This window comes from Pseudomonas acericola (SeqCode), assembly GCF_053456465.1.
The window spans coordinates 246,833-261,301 of sequence record NZ_JBRFJB010000006.1 but is presented as its reverse complement, the minus strand read 5'-3'; the positions used below and the strand labels follow the sequence as shown (position 1 = coordinate 261,301).

27 protein-coding genes are annotated in these 14,469 nt (G+C 54.7%); all 27 read left to right on the top strand.

The annotated features are described in order from the left end of the window. The first annotated feature begins 6 nt into the window (after nucleotides 1-6). The 27 genes from rplD (at nucleotide 7) to ACU688_RS22425 (ending at nucleotide 14,353) form a co-directional block, all read left to right on the top strand. Nucleotides 7-609 (top strand): 50S ribosomal protein L4, encoded by a 603-nt coding sequence (rplD, locus tag ACU688_RS22555; protein ID WP_003176424.1) that lies wholly within the window; start codon nucleotides 7-9, stop codon nucleotides 607-609. Beyond that, a complete protein-coding gene (gene rplW / locus ACU688_RS22550) occupies nucleotides 606-905 on the top strand; it encodes a 50S ribosomal protein L23 (RefSeq protein WP_002555488.1) in 300 nt (99 codons plus the stop codon). Before rplD ends, rplW begins: the two co-directional genes overlap by 4 nt. A 14-nt stretch (nucleotides 906-919) precedes the next feature. After that, entirely contained in the window at nucleotides 920-1,744 is an 825-nt protein-coding gene (gene rplB / locus ACU688_RS22545) for a 50S ribosomal protein L2 (protein WP_003176423.1), read from the top strand. A 16-nt stretch (nucleotides 1,745-1,760) separates the two neighbouring features. Then, nucleotides 1,761-2,036 carry a 30S ribosomal protein S19 gene (gene rpsS, locus ACU688_RS22540; RefSeq protein WP_002555486.1) on the top strand — a complete coding sequence of 92 codons (276 nt, stop codon included), beginning with the start codon at nucleotides 1,761-1,763 and terminating at the stop codon, nucleotides 2,034-2,036. 11 nt (nucleotides 2,037-2,047) lie between these two features. Beyond that, on the top strand, nucleotides 2,048-2,380 hold the full coding sequence (gene rplV, locus ACU688_RS22535; protein ID WP_003103908.1) for a 50S ribosomal protein L22: 333 nt from the start codon (nucleotides 2,048-2,050) through the stop codon (nucleotides 2,378-2,380). Nucleotides 2,381-2,393: 13 nt separating this feature from the next. Beyond that, entirely contained in the window at nucleotides 2,394-3,080 is a 687-nt protein-coding gene (gene rpsC, locus ACU688_RS22530) for a 30S ribosomal protein S3 (RefSeq protein ID WP_003176422.1), read from the top strand. A gap of 12 nt (nucleotides 3,081-3,092) precedes the next feature. Beyond that, nucleotides 3,093-3,506, top strand: a complete 414-nt coding sequence (gene rplP, locus ACU688_RS22525) for a 50S ribosomal protein L16 (protein ID WP_017736665.1) — start codon at nucleotides 3,093-3,095, stop codon at nucleotides 3,504-3,506. Continuing rightward, on the top strand, nucleotides 3,506-3,697 hold the full coding sequence (rpmC, locus tag ACU688_RS22520) for a 50S ribosomal protein L29 (RefSeq protein ID WP_002555481.1): 192 nt from the start codon (nucleotides 3,506-3,508) through the stop codon (nucleotides 3,695-3,697). The genes rplP and rpmC overlap by 1 nt, the downstream gene beginning before the upstream one ends. 2 nt (nucleotides 3,698-3,699) lie before the next feature. Continuing rightward, nucleotides 3,700-3,966 carry a 30S ribosomal protein S17 gene (gene rpsQ / locus ACU688_RS22515; RefSeq protein WP_003176419.1) on the top strand — a complete coding sequence of 89 codons (267 nt, stop codon included), beginning with the start codon at nucleotides 3,700-3,702 and terminating at the stop codon, nucleotides 3,964-3,966. Between the two features lie 23 nt (nucleotides 3,967-3,989). After that, nucleotides 3,990-4,358 carry a 50S ribosomal protein L14 gene (rplN, locus tag ACU688_RS22510; RefSeq protein ID WP_002555479.1) on the top strand — a complete coding sequence of 123 codons (369 nt, stop codon included), beginning with the start codon at nucleotides 3,990-3,992 and terminating at the stop codon, nucleotides 4,356-4,358. A gap of 11 nt (nucleotides 4,359-4,369) precedes the next feature. Continuing rightward, the gene (gene rplX, locus ACU688_RS22505) at nucleotides 4,370-4,684 is read left to right on the top strand and encodes a 50S ribosomal protein L24 (RefSeq protein ID WP_003176416.1); all 315 of its coding nucleotides are present in this window, start codon (nucleotides 4,370-4,372) and stop codon (nucleotides 4,682-4,684) included. A gap of 22 nt (nucleotides 4,685-4,706) precedes the next feature. Beyond that, nucleotides 4,707-5,246 carry a 50S ribosomal protein L5 gene (rplE, locus tag ACU688_RS22500; protein WP_003194642.1) on the top strand — a complete coding sequence of 180 codons (540 nt, stop codon included), beginning with the start codon at nucleotides 4,707-4,709 and terminating at the stop codon, nucleotides 5,244-5,246. Between the two features lie 13 nt (nucleotides 5,247-5,259). After that, on the top strand, nucleotides 5,260-5,565 hold the full coding sequence (gene rpsN / locus ACU688_RS22495; protein ID WP_003176414.1) for a 30S ribosomal protein S14: 306 nt from the start codon (nucleotides 5,260-5,262) through the stop codon (nucleotides 5,563-5,565). Nucleotides 5,566-5,771: 206 nt separating this feature from the next. Continuing rightward, a complete protein-coding gene (gene rpsH / locus ACU688_RS22490) occupies nucleotides 5,772-6,164 on the top strand; it encodes a 30S ribosomal protein S8 (RefSeq protein ID WP_003176413.1) in 393 nt (130 codons plus the stop codon). 12 nt (nucleotides 6,165-6,176) lie between these two features. After that, the gene (gene rplF / locus ACU688_RS22485) at nucleotides 6,177-6,710 is read left to right on the top strand and encodes a 50S ribosomal protein L6 (protein WP_003176412.1); all 534 of its coding nucleotides are present in this window, start codon (nucleotides 6,177-6,179) and stop codon (nucleotides 6,708-6,710) included. A 10-nt stretch (nucleotides 6,711-6,720) separates the two neighbouring features. Next, the gene (rplR, locus tag ACU688_RS22480) at nucleotides 6,721-7,071 is read left to right on the top strand and encodes a 50S ribosomal protein L18 (RefSeq protein WP_017736664.1); all 351 of its coding nucleotides are present in this window, start codon (nucleotides 6,721-6,723) and stop codon (nucleotides 7,069-7,071) included. 3 nt (nucleotides 7,072-7,074) lie between these two features. After that, entirely contained in the window at nucleotides 7,075-7,575 is a 501-nt protein-coding gene (gene rpsE, locus ACU688_RS22475) for a 30S ribosomal protein S5 (RefSeq protein ID WP_003176409.1), read from the top strand. A 2-nt stretch (nucleotides 7,576-7,577) separates the two neighbouring features. Beyond that, nucleotides 7,578-7,754 carry a 50S ribosomal protein L30 gene (gene rpmD, locus ACU688_RS22470; RefSeq protein ID WP_003186033.1) on the top strand — a complete coding sequence of 59 codons (177 nt, stop codon included), beginning with the start codon at nucleotides 7,578-7,580 and terminating at the stop codon, nucleotides 7,752-7,754. A gap of 3 nt (nucleotides 7,755-7,757) precedes the next feature. After that, nucleotides 7,758-8,195, top strand: a complete 438-nt coding sequence (rplO, locus tag ACU688_RS22465) for a 50S ribosomal protein L15 (RefSeq protein ID WP_003176407.1) — start codon at nucleotides 7,758-7,760, stop codon at nucleotides 8,193-8,195. Continuing rightward, the gene (gene secY / locus ACU688_RS22460) at nucleotides 8,196-9,524 is read left to right on the top strand and encodes a preprotein translocase subunit SecY (protein ID WP_017736663.1); all 1,329 of its coding nucleotides are present in this window, start codon (nucleotides 8,196-8,198) and stop codon (nucleotides 9,522-9,524) included. A 28-nt stretch (nucleotides 9,525-9,552) separates the two neighbouring features. Beyond that, a complete protein-coding gene (gene rpmJ, locus ACU688_RS22455; RefSeq protein ID WP_002555468.1) occupies nucleotides 9,553-9,669 on the top strand; it encodes a 50S ribosomal protein L36 in 117 nt (38 codons plus the stop codon). Between the two features lie 129 nt (nucleotides 9,670-9,798). Further along, nucleotides 9,799-10,155 carry a 30S ribosomal protein S13 gene (gene rpsM, locus ACU688_RS22450; RefSeq protein WP_003194635.1) on the top strand — a complete coding sequence of 119 codons (357 nt, stop codon included), beginning with the start codon at nucleotides 9,799-9,801 and terminating at the stop codon, nucleotides 10,153-10,155. A 30-nt stretch (nucleotides 10,156-10,185) separates the two neighbouring features. Beyond that, nucleotides 10,186-10,575, top strand: coding sequence for a 30S ribosomal protein S11 (gene rpsK / locus ACU688_RS22445; protein ID WP_002555466.1), 390 nt, complete (start codon nucleotides 10,186-10,188; stop codon nucleotides 10,573-10,575). Nucleotides 10,576-10,593: 18 nt separating this feature from the next. Next, nucleotides 10,594-11,214 carry a 30S ribosomal protein S4 gene (gene rpsD, locus ACU688_RS22440; protein WP_003210056.1) on the top strand — a complete coding sequence of 207 codons (621 nt, stop codon included), beginning with the start codon at nucleotides 10,594-10,596 and terminating at the stop codon, nucleotides 11,212-11,214. A gap of 22 nt (nucleotides 11,215-11,236) precedes the next feature. Beyond that, nucleotides 11,237-12,238 (top strand): DNA-directed RNA polymerase subunit alpha, encoded by a 1,002-nt coding sequence (locus ACU688_RS22435; protein ID WP_003176403.1) that lies wholly within the window; start codon nucleotides 11,237-11,239, stop codon nucleotides 12,236-12,238. Nucleotides 12,239-12,279: 41 nt separating this feature from the next. After that, on the top strand, nucleotides 12,280-12,666 hold the full coding sequence (gene rplQ, locus ACU688_RS22430; protein WP_003176402.1) for a 50S ribosomal protein L17: 387 nt from the start codon (nucleotides 12,280-12,282) through the stop codon (nucleotides 12,664-12,666). 238 nt (nucleotides 12,667-12,904) lie between these two features. Continuing rightward, nucleotides 12,905-14,353 (top strand): catalase, encoded by a 1,449-nt coding sequence (locus ACU688_RS22425; protein ID WP_448186441.1) that lies wholly within the window; start codon nucleotides 12,905-12,907, stop codon nucleotides 14,351-14,353. Nucleotides 14,354-14,469: the final 116 nt, after the last annotated feature.

Here is a 14,469-nt window from a genome sequence, read left to right as displayed (position 1 = left end):
GCTGACATGCAATTAAATGTAAATGACGCTCAAGCGATCGAAGTTTCCGAACTGACATTTGGCGGCGAATTCAACGAGACGCTCGTTCACCAAGCAGTCGTGGCCTACATGGCCGGCGGCCGTCAAGGTAGCAAGCAGCAAAAGACCCGTTCCGACGTACGTGGTGGCGGTAAGCGCCCTTGGCGTCAGAAAGGCACTGGCCGTGCTCGTGCCGGTACTATCCGTAGCCCAATCTGGCGTGGCGGCGGTACCACTTTCGCAGCTCGTCCACAGGATCACTCTCAGAAGCTCAACAAGAAGATGTACCGCGCAGCACTGCGCTCCATCCTTGCTGAACTCGTGCGTACTGATCGTCTGGTCGTGGTTCAGGACTTCGCTGTTGAAAGTCCAAAAACCAAAGATCTGCTGGGCAAACTGAACAACATGAGCCTGACCGACGTTTTGATCGTGTCTGAAGCTGTTGATCAGAACCTGTACCTGGCTGCTCGCAACCTGCCACACGTTGATGTACGTGACGTGCAAGGTTCCGATCCAGTTAGTCTGATCGCATACGACAAGGTGTTGATCACCGTGTCGGCCGTGAAGAAATTCGAGGAGCTGCTGGGATGAACCAGGAACGCGTATTTAAAGTTCTGCTTGGCCCGCACGTTTCCGAAAAGGCTACGGTTCTGGCTGACAAGAAAGGCCAGTTCGTTTTCAAGGTTGCAACTGACGCAACCAAGCTGGAAATCAAGAAGGCCGTCGAAAGCCTGTTCAGCGTGAAAGTAGAGCGTGTTACTACCCTGAATGTTCTGGGTAAGAGCAAGCGCACTGCTCGCGGTCTGGGCAAGCGTAATGACTGGAAGAAGGCAGTTATCTCCCTTCAGCCAGGCCAAGATCTCGATTTCAGCAGCAGTGCTGAGTAAGGAAGGGGTGCATCATGGCAATCGTTAAATGCAAACCGACTTCCCCTGGCCGCCGTTTTGTGGTCAAGGTGGTCAACCAGGAGCTGCATAAAGGCGCTCCTCACGCACCGCTGCTCGAGAAAAAATCGAAGACTGGTGGTCGTAACAACAATGGTCGTATTACCACTCGTCACATCGGTGGTGGCCATAAGCAGCATTATCGTCTGGTCGATTTCCGTCGCAACGACAAAGATGGCATCTCTGCCACTGTCGAGCGTATCGAATACGATCCAAACCGTACTGCTCACATCGCTCTGCTGCTGTACGCAGATGGCGAGCGTCGCTACATCATCGCCCCTAAAGGCGTGAGCGCTGGCGACCAGCTGATCGCAGGTGCCTTGGCACCGATCAAGCCGGGCAACGCTCTGCAACTGCGTAACATTCCAGTTGGTAGCACCGTACACGGCATCGAATTGAAGCCAGGTAAAGGCGCGCAGATCGCTCGTTCCGCTGGTGCTTCGGCTCAGCTGATCGCTCGTGAAGGTGTCTACGTGACCCTGCGTCTGCGTTCTGGTGAGATGCGTAAAGTGCTGGCTGAATGCCGCGCGACCCTGGGCGAAGTCTCGAACTCCGAGCACAGCCTGCGTTCGCTGGGTAAAGCTGGTGCCAAACGCTGGCGTGGCGTTCGCCCAACCGTTCGTGGTGTTGCCATGAACCCGGTTGACCACCCACACGGTGGTGGTGAAGGTCGTACCTCTGGTGGTCGTCATCCGGTATCGCCATGGGGCTTCCCGACTAAGGGCGCGAAGACTCGTGGTAATAAGCGTACCGACAAAATGATCGTCCGTCGTCGCAAGTAAATAGAGGGATACGACAGTGCCACGTTCTCTGAAAAAAGGTCCTTTTATTGATCTTCACCTACTGAAGAAGATCGAAGTGGCGGCGGAAAAGAATGATCGCAAACCGGTGAAAACCTGGTCGCGTCGTTCGATGATCCTGCCACAAATGGTCGGTCTGACCATCGCAGTACACAACGGTCGTCAACACGTCCCAGTTCTCGTTAACGAAGACATGGTCGGCCACAAACTGGGCGAGTTTGCCGGTACCCGCACTTATCGTGGGCACGTGGCAGACAAGAAAGCCAAGCGTTAAGGGGTTAGGAAATGGAAGTAGCCGCTAAGTTGTCGGGCGCTCGAATCTCCGCCCAGAAAGCCCGCTTGGTCGCCGACCAGATCCGCGGGAAGAAGGTGGGCGAAGCGCTCAACCTGTTGGCTTTCAGCAGTAAGAAAGCCGCCGAGATCATGAAGAAAGTGCTGGAGTCGGCCGTAGCCAACGCCGAGCATAACGAAGGCGCAGACGTTGATGACCTGAAGGTCAGCACCGTTTTCGTCAACGAAGGGCGTTCGCTGAAGCGCATCATGCCACGTGCCAAAGGCCGTGCTGATCGCATCGTCAAGCGGTCTTGCCATATCACTGTCAAGGTTGCTGACAAGTAACGGAGTCGAAGAGATGGGTCAGAAAGTACATCCCATTGGCATTCGCCTGGGAATCGTCAAGGAGCACACCTCCGTCTGGTACGCAGACGGTCGGACTTATGCGGACTACTTGTTCGCTGATCTGAAGGTGCGTGAGTATCTCCAAGACAAACTAAAAAGCGCGTCCGTAAGCCGTATCGATATCCATCGTCCGGCACAAACTGCACGTATCACCATCCACACTGCTCGTCCAGGTATCGTTATCGGGAAGAAAGGTGAAGATGTTGAGAAACTGCGTCAGGACCTGACCAAGCAAATGGGTGTGCCTGTGCACATCAATATCGAAGAGATCCGTAAGCCGGAGCTCGACGGTATGCTGGTTGCGCAGAGCGTAGCTCAGCAGCTGGAGCGTCGCGTAATGTTCCGTCGCGCTATGAAGCGCGCCGTACAGAACGCCATGCGCATTGGTGCCAAAGGCATCAAAATCCAAGTGAGCGGTCGTCTCGGCGGTGCTGAAATCGCACGTACTGAATGGTATCGCGAAGGTCGTGTGCCACTGCACACCCTGCGTGCCGACATCGACTATGCCAACTACGAAGCTCACACCACTTACGGTGTGATCGGTGTAAAGGTTTGGATCTTCAAAGGCGAAGTAATTGGTGGTCGCCAAGAAGAACTGAAACCACAAGCACCAGCGCCTCGTAAAAAAGCTGCTAAGTAAGGGGTACGCCAAATGTTGCAACCTAAGCGTACGAAGTTCCGCAAGCAGATGACAGGCCACAACCGTGGTCTGGCTCAGCGCGGTAGCAAAGTCAGCTTCGGCGAGTTCGCGCTGAAGTCTGTAGCTCGTGGTCGTCTCACCGCTCGTCAGATCGAGTCAGCGCGTCGTGCTCTGACCCGTCACGTAAAACGTGGCGGCAAGATCTGGATCCGTGTATTCCCGGACAAGCCGATCTCCAAGAAGCCTCTCGAAGTGCGGATGGGTAAAGGTAAGGGTAACGTGGAATATTGGGTTGCCCAGATTCAGCCAGGCAAAGTCCTGTATGAAATCGAGGGTGTTACTGAAGAGCTGGCGCGTGAGGCTTTCGCCCTGGCTGCTGCAAAGCTGCCGCTCGCCACCTCCTTTGTTAAACGGACGGTGATGTGATGAAAGCGAATGAACTTCGTGAAAAATCCGCACAGCAGCTGAACGAGCAACTGCTCGGCTTGCTGCGCGACCAGTTCAATCTGCGTATGCAGAAAGCAACTGGCCAGTTGGGGCAGTCTCATCTGCTCTCGCAAGTTAAGCGTGACATCGCTCGCGTGAAGACTGTGCTCAACCAGCAGGCAGGTAAGTGATCATGGCTGAAGCCGAAAAGACTGTCCGTACGCTGACTGGCCGTGTTGTCAGCGACAAGATGGACAAAACCATCACCGTTTTGATCGAGCGTCGCGTTAAGCACCCGATCTACGGTAAATATGTTAAGCGTTCGACTAAGCTGCACGCGCACGACGAAACCAATCAGTGCCACATCGGCGACAAAGTCACTATTCGTGAAACTCGTCCGCTGGCCAAGACCAAGTCTTGGGCGCTGGTTGATGTTCTCGAACGCGCTGTGGAAGTCTAAGGACTAGGGGTCGGAGAAATTATATGATTCAGACTCAATCCATGCTCGATGTGGCCGATAACAGCGGCGCTCGCCGTGTTATGTGCATCAAGGTGCTGGGTGGCTCCCATCGTCGTTACGCTGGTATCGGTGACATCATCAAAGTTACCGTGAAGGAAGCAATTCCTCGCGGTAAAGTGAAAAAAGGCCAAGTGATGACTGCTGTTGTAGTCCGCACTCGTCACGGCGTACGTCGTGCTGATGGCTCCATTATCCGCTTTGATGGCAACGCTGCTGTTCTTCTGAACAACAAGCAAGAGCCGATCGGCACCCGTATCTTTGGGCCAGTGACCCGTGAACTTCGTACTGAGAAGTTCATGAAGATCGTCTCGCTCGCCCCAGAAGTGCTGTAAGGAGATCCGACATGCAAAAGATTCGTCGTGACGACGAGATCATCGTGATCGCCGGCAAAGACAAAGGTAAGCGCGGTAAGGTGCTTAAGGTTCTCGCTAATAACCGTCTGGTTATCGGTGGTCTGAACCTGGTTAAGCGTCATACCAAGCCTAACCCGATGTCGGGCGTGCAGGGCGGTATCGTCGAGAAAGAAGCTCCGCTGGATGCTTCTAACGTCGCCATCTTCAACGGCGAAACCAACAAGGCTGACCGCGTTGGTTTCAAAGTAGAAGACGGTAAGAAAATTCGTGTCTTCAAGTCGACCCAAAAAGCGGTTGATGCTTGAACACTGCTAGGTAGATTAGACCATGGCACGACTACAAGAGATTTACCGGAAGGAAATCGCCCCTAAGCTTAAGGAAGAACTTAAGCTTGGGAACGTGATGGAAGTTCCGCGCGTTACCAAAATCACCCTGAACATGGGTCTGGGCGAAGCGATCGGCGACAAAAAAGTCATCGAGCACGCTGTTGCTGACCTGGAAAAGATCACCGGCCAGAAAGTCGTTGTGACCTACGCTCGGAAATCCATCGCTGGCTTTAAAGTCCGTGAAGGTTGGCCGATCGGCGTCAAAGTGACCCTGCGCCGTGAGCGTATGTACGAGTTCCTGGATCGTCTGCTGTCGATCTCCCTGCCTCGGGTTCGCGACTTCCGCGGCCTGAATGCCAAGTCCTTCGATGGTCGTGGTAACTACAGCATGGGCGTGAAAGAGCAGATCATCTTCCCGGAAATCGACTACGACAAGATCGATGCTCTCCGCGGTCTGGACATCACCCTGACCACCACTGCCAAGAACGATGATGAAGGTCGCGCCCTGTTGCGTGCTTTCAAATTCCCGTTCCGCAACTGATTGGAGTAGGACCATGGCCAAGATGAGCATGAAAAACCGCGAGCTGAAGCGTCAGCTCACGGTTGCCAAGTACGCCAAGAAGCGTGCAGCACTGAAAGCAATCATCGTTGATCTGAACGCAAGTCCAGAAGCGCGTTGGGAAGCTACAGTAGCTCTGCAGAAGCAGCCGCGTGACGCAAGCGCTTCGCGCATGCGTAACCGCTGCCGCCTGACCGGTCGTCCACACGGCGTTTACCGCAAGTTCGGCCTCGGCCGTAACAAACTGCGTGAAGCGGCAATGCGTGGTGACGTACCAGGTCTGGTTAAAGCCAGCTGGTAAGTACTTTCAACGTCCTGGTGGTCGGAATCGCAAGATACTGACCGCCGGTGGCCTTGAATCTGGAACAAGCCCCTTTTGGGGCTTGTTTCATTTCTGGAGTGTGTCTAAAATACGCGGCTCGCCTGAGCCCGTGTTTTTTACCCGGAGATTCTCGGCGACATATGTAGCCGCAAGGCTAATTTTTTTGTATTAGGAGCGTCTAGCCCATGAGTATGCAGGACCCGTTAGCGGACATGCTAACTCGTATCCGTAATGCCCAGATGGCTGAAAAGTCCGTCGTAAGCATGCCATCTTCCAAGTTGAAGGTAGCTGTTGCCAAAGTCCTGAAAGACGAAGGCTACATTGCGGGTTATCAGATCAGCAGCGAAATCAAACCACTGCTGTCCATCGAGCTGAAGTACTTCGAAGGCCGTTCGGTCATCGAGGAAGTGAAGCGCGTTAGCCGTCCAGGCCTGCGTCAGTACAAGTCCGCTGAAGATCTGCCGAAAGTTCGTGGCGGTCTGGGCGTGTCTATCGTCTCCACCAACAAAGGTGTGATGACGGATCGTGCTGCGCGCGCTGCCGGTGTCGGCGGCGAAGTTCTTTGCACTGTGTTCTAAGGGGGGATAAGCATGTCTCGCGTCGCTAAGAACCCCGTTAAGCTGCCAGCCGGTGTCGAAGTAAAATTCGCAGGCCAACAGCTTTCGGTGAAGGGTGCCAAGGGTACTCTTGAACTGAACATCCATTCGTCCGTTGAGATCGTTGAAGAAGCTGGTGAGCTGCGTTTCGCTGCTCGCAATGGCGATCAACAAACTCGCGCAATGGCCGGTACCACGCGTGCGTTGGTAAACAACATGGTCCAAGGCGTAAGCCAAGGCTTCGAGCGTAAGCTCCAGCTGGTCGGTGTTGGTTACAAAGCGCAAGCAAAAGGCACGGTTTTGAACCTGGCCCTTGGCTTCTCGCACCCAGTGGATTACGAACTGCCGGAAGGCATCACCGCTGAGACTCCTAGCCAGACCGATATCCTGATCAAGGGCATCGATAAGCAACTGGTAGGTCAAGTGGCTGCTGAGATCCGCGACTTCCGTCCACCAGAGCCGTACAAAGGCAAAGGTGTGCGCTACGCGGACGAAGTCGTCCGTCGTAAAGAAGCCAAGAAGAAGTAGGGCATAGCAAATGACCGACAAAAAAGTTACTCGACTGCGTCGCGCTCGCAAAGCACGCCTGAAAATGCACGAACTCGAAGTCGTGCGTCTCTGCGTGTTCCGCTCGTCGCAGCACATCTACGCCCAGGTCATCTCGGCCGACGGCAACAAAGTCCTGGCAAGCGCCTCGACTTTGGATAAAGAACTGCGTGATGGTGCCACTGGCAACATCGACGCGGCCACTAAGGTTGGCCAGCTGGTCGCTACGCGTGCTAAGGCCGCTGGCGTCTCGCAAGTGGCTTTCGACCGCTCTGGCTTCAAGTACCACGGTCGCGTGAAAGCGCTGGCTGATGGCGCTCGTGAAGCTGGGCTGGAGTTCTAAGTTATGTCAAATAACGACCAAAAGCGCGACGAAGGCTACATTGAGAAGCTGGTTCAAGTTAACCGCGTAGCCAAAACCGTTAAAGGCGGCCGTATCTTCACTTTCACCGCGTTGACCGTGGTTGGTGATGGTAAAGGGCGTGTTGGCTTCGGCCGTGGCAAGTCGCGTGAAGTGCCTGCTGCGATCCAGAAGGCAATGGAAGCTGCTCGCCGCAACATGATCCAAGTTGACTTGAATGGCACTACTCTGCAGTACGCAATGAAGTCCGCTCATGGCGCTTCGAAGGTGTACATGCAGCCTGCTTCTGAAGGTACCGGTATCATCGCTGGCGGCGCTATGCGTGCTGTCCTCGAGGTTGCTGGCGTTCAGAACGTTCTGGCCAAGTGCTACGGCTCGACTAACCCGGTAAACGTGGTTCACGCCACTTTCAAAGGTTTGAAAGCTATGCAATCTCCTGAGTCCATCGCTGCTAAGCGTGGTCTGACTGTCAAGGAGATCTTCTGATCATGGCTACCGTTAAAGTAACGCTGATCAAGAGCATGACCGGCCGCATCCCTAACCACAAACTGTGCGTTAAGGGTCTGGGTCTGCGTCGCATCGGTCACACCGTAGAAGTACTTGATACTCCCGAGAATCGCGGGATGATCAACAAGGCTTACTACATGCTGCGTGTAGAGGGTTAATCGATGAAACTCAATGATCTGAGTCCAGCGCCGGGTTCCCGTCGCGAAAAGCATCGTCCGGGCCGTGGTATCGGTAGCGGTTTGGGTAAGACTGGTGGCCGTGGCCACAAAGGTCAGACCTCCCGTTCCGGTGGCACCATCGCTCCAGGCTTTGAAGGCGGTCAACAGCCGCTGCATCGTCGCCTGCCTAAGTTCGGTTTCGTTTCCCTGAAAGCCATGGATCGCGCAGAAGTGCGTCTGTCCGAGCTGGCTAAAGTGGAAGGCGACATCGTTACTGTGCAGACCCTGAAAGATGCCAACGTGATCAACGTCAACGTACAGCGTGTGAAAATCATGCTGTCCGGTGAAGTGACTCGCGCTGTCACTATCGGCAAGGGAATCGGCGCCACCAAAGGTGCGCGTTCGGCTATCGAAGCAGCTGGCGGCAAGTTCGAGGAATAAATGGCTAAGCAAGGTGCTCTCTCAGCGCTCGGCAAAGGCGGTATGTCTGAACTTTGGGCTCGTCTGCGTTTTCTGTTCCTGGCGATTATCGTCTACCGAATAGGCGCACACATCCCGGTTCCAGGTATCAACCCGGACCGACTCGCAGACCTGTTTCGACAGAATGAGGGGACCATTCTTAGCTTGTTCAACATGTTTTCCGGCGGCGCGCTGGAACGGATGAGCATCTTTGCACTGGGGATCATGCCGTACATTTCGGCATCGATCATCATGCAGCTGATGACCGCCGTCAGCCCGCAGCTGGAGCAGTTGAAGAAGGAAGGTGAAGCTGGCCGTCGCAAGATTAGCCAGTACACCCGCTACGGCACTGTAGCCCTCGCCCTGGTTCAGGCTATCGGCATGTCCGTTGGCTTGGCCGGGCAGGGTGTTGCGTTCACTGGTGACTTTGGCTTCCATTTCGTCGCGGTATCCACGTTTGTGGCTGGTGCGATGTTCATGATGTGGCTGGGTGAGCAGATTACTGAGCGTGGTGTTGGTAACGGTATCTCGATGTTGATTTTCGCAGGTATCGTCGCCGGTCTTCCGAGAGCAATTGGGCAGTCTTTCGAGTCTGCACGTCAGGGTGATATCAATATCTTCGCCCTGGTTGCCATCGGTTTGCTGGCAGTAGCGATTATCGGTTTTGTGGTGTTCATTGAGCGTGGCCAGCGTCGTATTGCTGTTCACTACGCCAAGCGTCAGCAGGGCCGTAAGGTCTTCGCTGCGCAGACCAGCCACTTGCCGCTGAAAGTGAATATGGCCGGTGTTATCCCGGCAATTTTCGCGAGCAGCATTTTGCTGTTTCCGGCTTCGTTGGGTACCTGGTTTGGTCAGTCTGAAAATATGGGCTGGCTGCAGGACCTCTCTCAGTCGATCGCTCCTGGTCAGCCGTTGAATATTCTGCTGTTTAGTGCAGGGATTATTTTCTTCTGCTTCTTCTATACGGCGTTGATGTTCAATCCGAAAGACGTAGCGGAAAACCTGAAGAAGTCCGGTGCCTTTATTCCGGGTATTCGTCCAGGTGAGCAGTCGGCACGCTACATTGATGGCGTTCTGACTCGTTTGACCCTGTTCGGTGCTCTATATATGACGGCCGTGTGCTTGTTGCCCCAGTTCCTGGTGGTTGCAGCAAACGTTCCGTTCTACCTTGGCGGGACCTCGTTGCTGATCGTCGTCGTGGTTGTGATGGACTTCATGTCCCAAGTACAATCGCACCTCGTTTCGCACCAGTACGAATCCCTGATGAAGAAAGCCAACCTGAAGGGCTACGGCAGCGGCATGTTGCGCTGAGTACCCCATAAGGTTCGAGGAGTTGGTGATGAAAGTTCGTGCATCGGTGAAAAAGCTGTGCCGTAACTGCAAGATTATTCGCCGCGAAGGTGTTGTTCGAGTAATTTGCAGCGCGGAACCGCGTCACAAACAGCGCCAAGGCTGAGTGTGATCCGCTTGAAGCCCGGCAGCTAGTGCGCTGCCGGGTTGATTATTTGTTATTACAGCGATATTATCTCGCGCCCTATTTCTTGGCTTCCGGGGCGTAGGTAGCTGTCAATTGGAGTCCCACTGAATGGCCCGTATTGCAGGCGTTAACATTCCAGATAACAAGCACACTGTTATCTCGCTGACCTACATCTATGGTGTTGGTCGCACAACTGCGCAGAAGATTTGCGCGGTCGCTGGGGTAAACCCAGCCGCTAAGATCAAGGATCTGAGCGACGAGCAGATTGAACAGCTGCGTGGCGAAGTGGCGAAGTTCACCACTGAAGGTGACCTGCGTCGCGAAATCAACATGAAAATCAAGCGTTTGATGGACCTCGGTTGCTATCGCGGTCTGCGTCATCGTCGTGGTCTTCCAGTACGCGGTCAGCGTACCAAGACTAACGCGCGTACCCGTAAAGGTCCGCGTAAGCCGATCCGCAAGTAATCGCCCCAGCGAATCGACAGGAAAATTATCATGGCAAAACCTGCTGCTCGTCCTCGTAAAAAAGTTAAAAAGACAGTGGTTGATGGCATCGCCCACATCCATGCTTCTTTTAACAACACAATCGTGACCATCACCGACCGTCAAGGTAACGCGCTGTCTTGGGCTACCTCTGGTGGTTCGGGTTTCCGCGGTTCCCGCAAGTCCACCCCGTTTGCTGCTCAAGTAGCTGCTGAACGTGCTGGTCAAGCTGCGCTGGAATACGGCCTGAAAAACCTCGACGTTAACGTCAAAGGTCCAGGTCCAGGTCGTGAGTCTGCTGTCCGTGCTTTGAACGGCTGTGGCTATAAGATCGCCAGCATCACCGACGTGACGCCAATCCCGCACAACGGGTGCCGTCCGCCGAAGAAGCGCCGCGTGTAATCCAGGAGATTGTAAAGAATGGCTCGTTACATTGGTCCAAAATGCAAACTCGCTCGTCGCGAAGGCACCGATCTCTTCCTGAAGAGCGGCGTGCGCGCGATCGAATCGAAGTGCAACATTGAAGCAGCACCTGGTATCCACGGCCAACGCCGCGGTCGCCAGTCCGACTACGGCACCCAACTGCGTGAAAAGCAGAAGGTCCGTCGTATCTACGGCGTTCTCGAGCGTCAGTTCAGCGGCTACTACAAAGAAGCTGCTGGCAAGAAAGGTGCAACCGGTGAAAACCTGCTGCAACTGCTCGAATGCCGTCTGGACAACGTTGTATACCGTATGGGCTTTGGTTCGACTCGTGCCGAATCCCGTCAGCTGGTATCGCACAAATCCGTCAGCGTAAACGGTCAGACCGTTAACGTCCCGTCCTACCAGGTTCGTGCTGGTGACGTGGTCGCGATTCGCGAGAAAGCAAAAAACCAACTTCGCATTGTCCAAGCTCTCGATCTGTGTGCCCAACGTGGCCGCGTAGAATGGGTAGAAGTAGACACTGAGAAGAAGTCGGGCGTTTTCAAGAACGTTCCTGCTCGCAGTGATCTGTCCGCCGACATCAACGAAAGCCTGATTGTCGAGCTCTACTCCAAGTAAGGGCTAGAAAATAGGTGCATCCATGCAGATTTCGGTAAATGAGTTCCTGACACCCCGCCACATTGATGTGCAGGTTGTCAGTCCAACCCGCGCCAAGATCACTCTCGAGCCTCTCGAGCGTGGTTTTGGCCACACCCTGGGCAACGCGCTGCGCCGCATCCTGTTGTCCTCAATGCCCGGCTGTGCAGTAGTCGAGGCCGAGATTGACGGTGTGCTCCACGAGTACAGCGCCATCGAAGGTGTACAGGAAGACGTAATTGAAATCCTGTTGAACCTTAAAGGTCTGGCTATCAAGCTGCACGGCCGTGACGAAGTTACGCTGACCTTGTCGAAGAAGGGTTCGGGGGTGGTTACCGCTGCCGATATTCAGCTGGATCATGATGTCGAGATCGTTAATCCCGATCACGTAATCGCTAACCTGGCGTCTAACGGCGCCCTGAACATGAAGCTCACCGTAGCTCGTGGTCGTGGTTATGAACCGGCCGACTCGCGTCAGAGCGATGAAGACGAAAGCCGCAGCATTGGTCGCTTGCAGCTTGACTCTTCGTTCAGCCCGGTTCGCCGTATCGCATACGTGGTGGAAAACGCCCGTGTCGAACAGCGTACTAACCTGGACAAGCTGGTTATTGATCTGGAAACCAACGGTACTCTGGATCCTGAAGAGGCTATCCGCCGCGCTGCAACCATTCTGCAACAGCAGTTGGCTGCGTTCGTCGACCTCAAAGGTGACAGCGAACCAGTGGTAATCGAGCAGGAAGACGAGATCGATCCGATCCTGCTTCGCCCGGTTGACGATCTGGAACTGACTGTACGTTCGGCTAACTGCCTTAAGGCGGAAAACATTTACTACATCGGCGACCTGATTCAGCGTACCGAAGTAGAACTGTTGAAGACTCCGAACCTGGGCAAGAAATCCTTGACTGAAATCAAGGACGTTCTGGCCTCCCGCGGTCTGTCCCTCGGCATGCGCCTCGACAACTGGCCGCCTGCAAGTCTTAAGAAGGACGACAAGGCGACTGCCTGATCGTCGTAATCACCGAACGTGAGTTTGGTAAGGAATGAACCATGCGTCATCGTAAAAGTGGTCGTCACCTGAGCCGTACCAGCTCGCACCGCAAGGCCATGTTTCAAAACATGGCGGTGTCGCTGTTCGAGCACGAGCTGATCAAAACTACACTGCCGAAAGCTAAAGAACTGCGTCGCGTTGCTGAGCCGCTGATCACTTTGGCCAAGACAGACAGCCTGGCTAACCGCCGTCTGGCTTTCGACCGTACTCGTTCGAAAGCTATCGTTGGTAAGCTCTTCAACGACCTGGGCAAGCGTTACGCTACCCGTGAGGGTGGCTACCTGCGCATCCTCAAGTGCGGTTTCCGCGCTGGCGACAACGCGCCTATGGCGTACGTCGAGTTGGTTGATCGTGCTACTGCCGGCGAAGCTGTAAGCGCCGAGTAAGACGTCAAGCTGTAACGAAAAACCGGGCCTAGTGCCCGGTTTTTTGTGCGCGTAACAAAAGCACCACCCGTACAAGCTTCCCAGGGCAGTGGCATGCACTATCGGTCTCGGAGTTGTTGGTAGTAATTTTCTATTGAAGTCCGCAATTTAATGAATTTGTGGGTGTTATCTTCATGATCAATACTCTCCACCAAGCCGATTAGCCGGCAGTTTCAAGTCCGACCTGAGGAATACGCACATGAGCCAGAATAAAATCCTTACGACCGCCAGCGGTGCTCCCGTTGCGGACAACCAGAATTCCCGTTCCGCTGGCCCCCGCGGCCCGTTGCTGCTCGACGATTTTCACCTGATCGAAAAGCTCGCTCACTTCAACCGTGAAAACATTCCTGAGCGCCGTGTACACGCCAAGGGGTCGGGTGCTTACGGTACGTTCACTGTTACTAAAGACATCACGCAGTACACAAGCGCCAAGTTGTTCGAGTCTGTTGGTAAGCAAACGCCAACTTTCCTGCGCTTTTCCACAGTAGGCGGGGAGCGCGGCTCGGCTGATACCGAGCGTGATCCACGCGGCTTCGCGTTGAAGTTCTACACCGAAGAAGGCAACTGGGACATCGTTGGCAACAACACGCCTGTGTTCTTTATCCGTGACCCGCTGAAATTCCCTGACTTCATCCACACTCAAAAGCGCCTGCCGCAAAGCAACCTTAAAAGCGCGCAAATGATGTGGGATTTTTGGTCGCACTCTCCAGAGGCGCTGCACCAGGTCACCATCCTGTTTTCGGACCGTGGTATCCCAGACGGCTACCGCCACATGCACGGCTTCGGCAGCCACACTTACAGCCTGATCAACGCCAAGGGTGAACGTCATTGGGTGAAGTGGCACTATAAAACCAAACAGGGCATCAAGAACCTGGCGCCCGCCGATGCCGCCCGCTTGGCGGGTACTGATCCTGATTACGCCCAGCGTGACCTGTTCGGTGCAATCGAGCGCGGTGACTTCCCGAAATGGCGCGTCTGCATCCAGATCATGACTGAAGCCCAGGCGAATGCTCACTATGAGAACCCCTTTGACGTGACCAAAACCTGGTCGCAAAAGGAATTCCCGTTGATCGAAGTTGGCGAGTTGGAGCTCAACCGCAACCCACAGAACTACTTCGCTGAAGTCGAGCAAGCGGCGTTCGGTCCAAGCAATATGGTCCCGGGCGTGGGGCTGTCGCCGGACCGCATGCTGCAAGGTCGTGTTTTCGCCTATGCTGATGCCCACCGCTACCGTGTCGGCACCAACCACCAGCAACTGCCGGTGAATGCGCCTCTGAGCCCGGTGAACAGCTACCAGCGTGATGGTTCGATGGCGTTTGGCCCCAACGGTGGTGCCGCTCCTAACTACGAACCCAACAGCTACGCCGATGCGCCTAAACAAGCGCCTCAATATGCTGAGCCTGCGCTGGCCCTGAGCGGTGCCGCCGATCGTTACGATCACCGCGAAGACACTGACTACTACAGTCACGCCGGTGCGCTATTCCGCCTGATGAGCGATGAGCAGAAAGCATTGCTCACCAACAACATCGCCGGCGCGATGGCGGGTGTGACAAGTGACGTGGTTCAGCGTCAACTGGCGCACTTCTACAAGGCCGATCCAGCGTACGGAGAAGCAATCGCAAAGGCACTGGGTGTATCGCTTAACTGACTCTAAACGATAAGCAGAACCGCCCTCATTTGGGCGGTTTTTGCGTTATTTCAGCTACTTTTCTCCGGAAATCTTCACTTTTCTGCCGTTGATCCCGTGACCTCCGGGTCATCATG

Bases quoted from the DNA above. Each gene is read 5' to 3' on its own strand.
- rplD (WP_003176424.1), top strand. From the start codon at position 7: ATGCAATTAAATGTAAATGACGCTCAAGCGATCGAAGTTTCCGAACTG.
- rplW (WP_002555488.1), top strand. From the start codon at position 606: ATGAACCAGGAACGCGTATTTAAAGTTCTGCTTGGCCCGCACGTTTCC.
- rplB (WP_003176423.1), top strand. From the start codon at position 920: ATGGCAATCGTTAAATGCAAACCGACTTCCCCTGGCCGCCGTTTTGTG.
- rplV (WP_003103908.1), top strand. From the start codon at position 2,048: ATGGAAGTAGCCGCTAAGTTGTCGGGCGCTCGAATCTCCGCCCAGAAA.
- rpsC (WP_003176422.1), top strand. From the start codon at position 2,394: ATGGGTCAGAAAGTACATCCCATTGGCATTCGCCTGGGAATCGTCAAG.
- rplP (WP_017736665.1), top strand. From the start codon at position 3,093: ATGTTGCAACCTAAGCGTACGAAGTTCCGCAAGCAGATGACAGGCCAC.
- rpmC (WP_002555481.1), top strand. From the start codon at position 3,506: ATGAAAGCGAATGAACTTCGTGAAAAATCCGCACAGCAGCTGAACGAG.
- rpsQ (WP_003176419.1), top strand. From the start codon at position 3,700: ATGGCTGAAGCCGAAAAGACTGTCCGTACGCTGACTGGCCGTGTTGTC.
- rplN (WP_002555479.1), top strand. From the start codon at position 3,990: ATGATTCAGACTCAATCCATGCTCGATGTGGCCGATAACAGCGGCGCT.
- rplX (WP_003176416.1), top strand. From the start codon at position 4,370: ATGCAAAAGATTCGTCGTGACGACGAGATCATCGTGATCGCCGGCAAA.
- rplE (WP_003194642.1), top strand. From the start codon at position 4,707: ATGGCACGACTACAAGAGATTTACCGGAAGGAAATCGCCCCTAAGCTT.
- rpsN (WP_003176414.1), top strand. From the start codon at position 5,260: ATGGCCAAGATGAGCATGAAAAACCGCGAGCTGAAGCGTCAGCTCACG.
- rpsH (WP_003176413.1), top strand. From the start codon at position 5,772: ATGAGTATGCAGGACCCGTTAGCGGACATGCTAACTCGTATCCGTAAT.
- rplF (WP_003176412.1), top strand. From the start codon at position 6,177: ATGTCTCGCGTCGCTAAGAACCCCGTTAAGCTGCCAGCCGGTGTCGAA.
- rplR (WP_017736664.1), top strand. From the start codon at position 6,721: ATGACCGACAAAAAAGTTACTCGACTGCGTCGCGCTCGCAAAGCACGC.
- rpsE (WP_003176409.1), top strand. From the start codon at position 7,075: ATGTCAAATAACGACCAAAAGCGCGACGAAGGCTACATTGAGAAGCTG.
- rpmD (WP_003186033.1), top strand. From the start codon at position 7,578: ATGGCTACCGTTAAAGTAACGCTGATCAAGAGCATGACCGGCCGCATC.
- rplO (WP_003176407.1), top strand. From the start codon at position 7,758: ATGAAACTCAATGATCTGAGTCCAGCGCCGGGTTCCCGTCGCGAAAAG.
- secY (WP_017736663.1), top strand. From the start codon at position 8,196: ATGGCTAAGCAAGGTGCTCTCTCAGCGCTCGGCAAAGGCGGTATGTCT.
- rpmJ (WP_002555468.1), top strand. From the start codon at position 9,553: ATGAAAGTTCGTGCATCGGTGAAAAAGCTGTGCCGTAACTGCAAGATT.
- rpsM (WP_003194635.1), top strand. From the start codon at position 9,799: ATGGCCCGTATTGCAGGCGTTAACATTCCAGATAACAAGCACACTGTT.
- rpsK (WP_002555466.1), top strand. From the start codon at position 10,186: ATGGCAAAACCTGCTGCTCGTCCTCGTAAAAAAGTTAAAAAGACAGTG.
- rpsD (WP_003210056.1), top strand. From the start codon at position 10,594: ATGGCTCGTTACATTGGTCCAAAATGCAAACTCGCTCGTCGCGAAGGC.
- ACU688_RS22435 (WP_003176403.1), top strand. From the start codon at position 11,237: ATGCAGATTTCGGTAAATGAGTTCCTGACACCCCGCCACATTGATGTG.
- rplQ (WP_003176402.1), top strand. From the start codon at position 12,280: ATGCGTCATCGTAAAAGTGGTCGTCACCTGAGCCGTACCAGCTCGCAC.
- ACU688_RS22425 (WP_448186441.1), top strand. From the start codon at position 12,905: ATGAGCCAGAATAAAATCCTTACGACCGCCAGCGGTGCTCCCGTTGCG.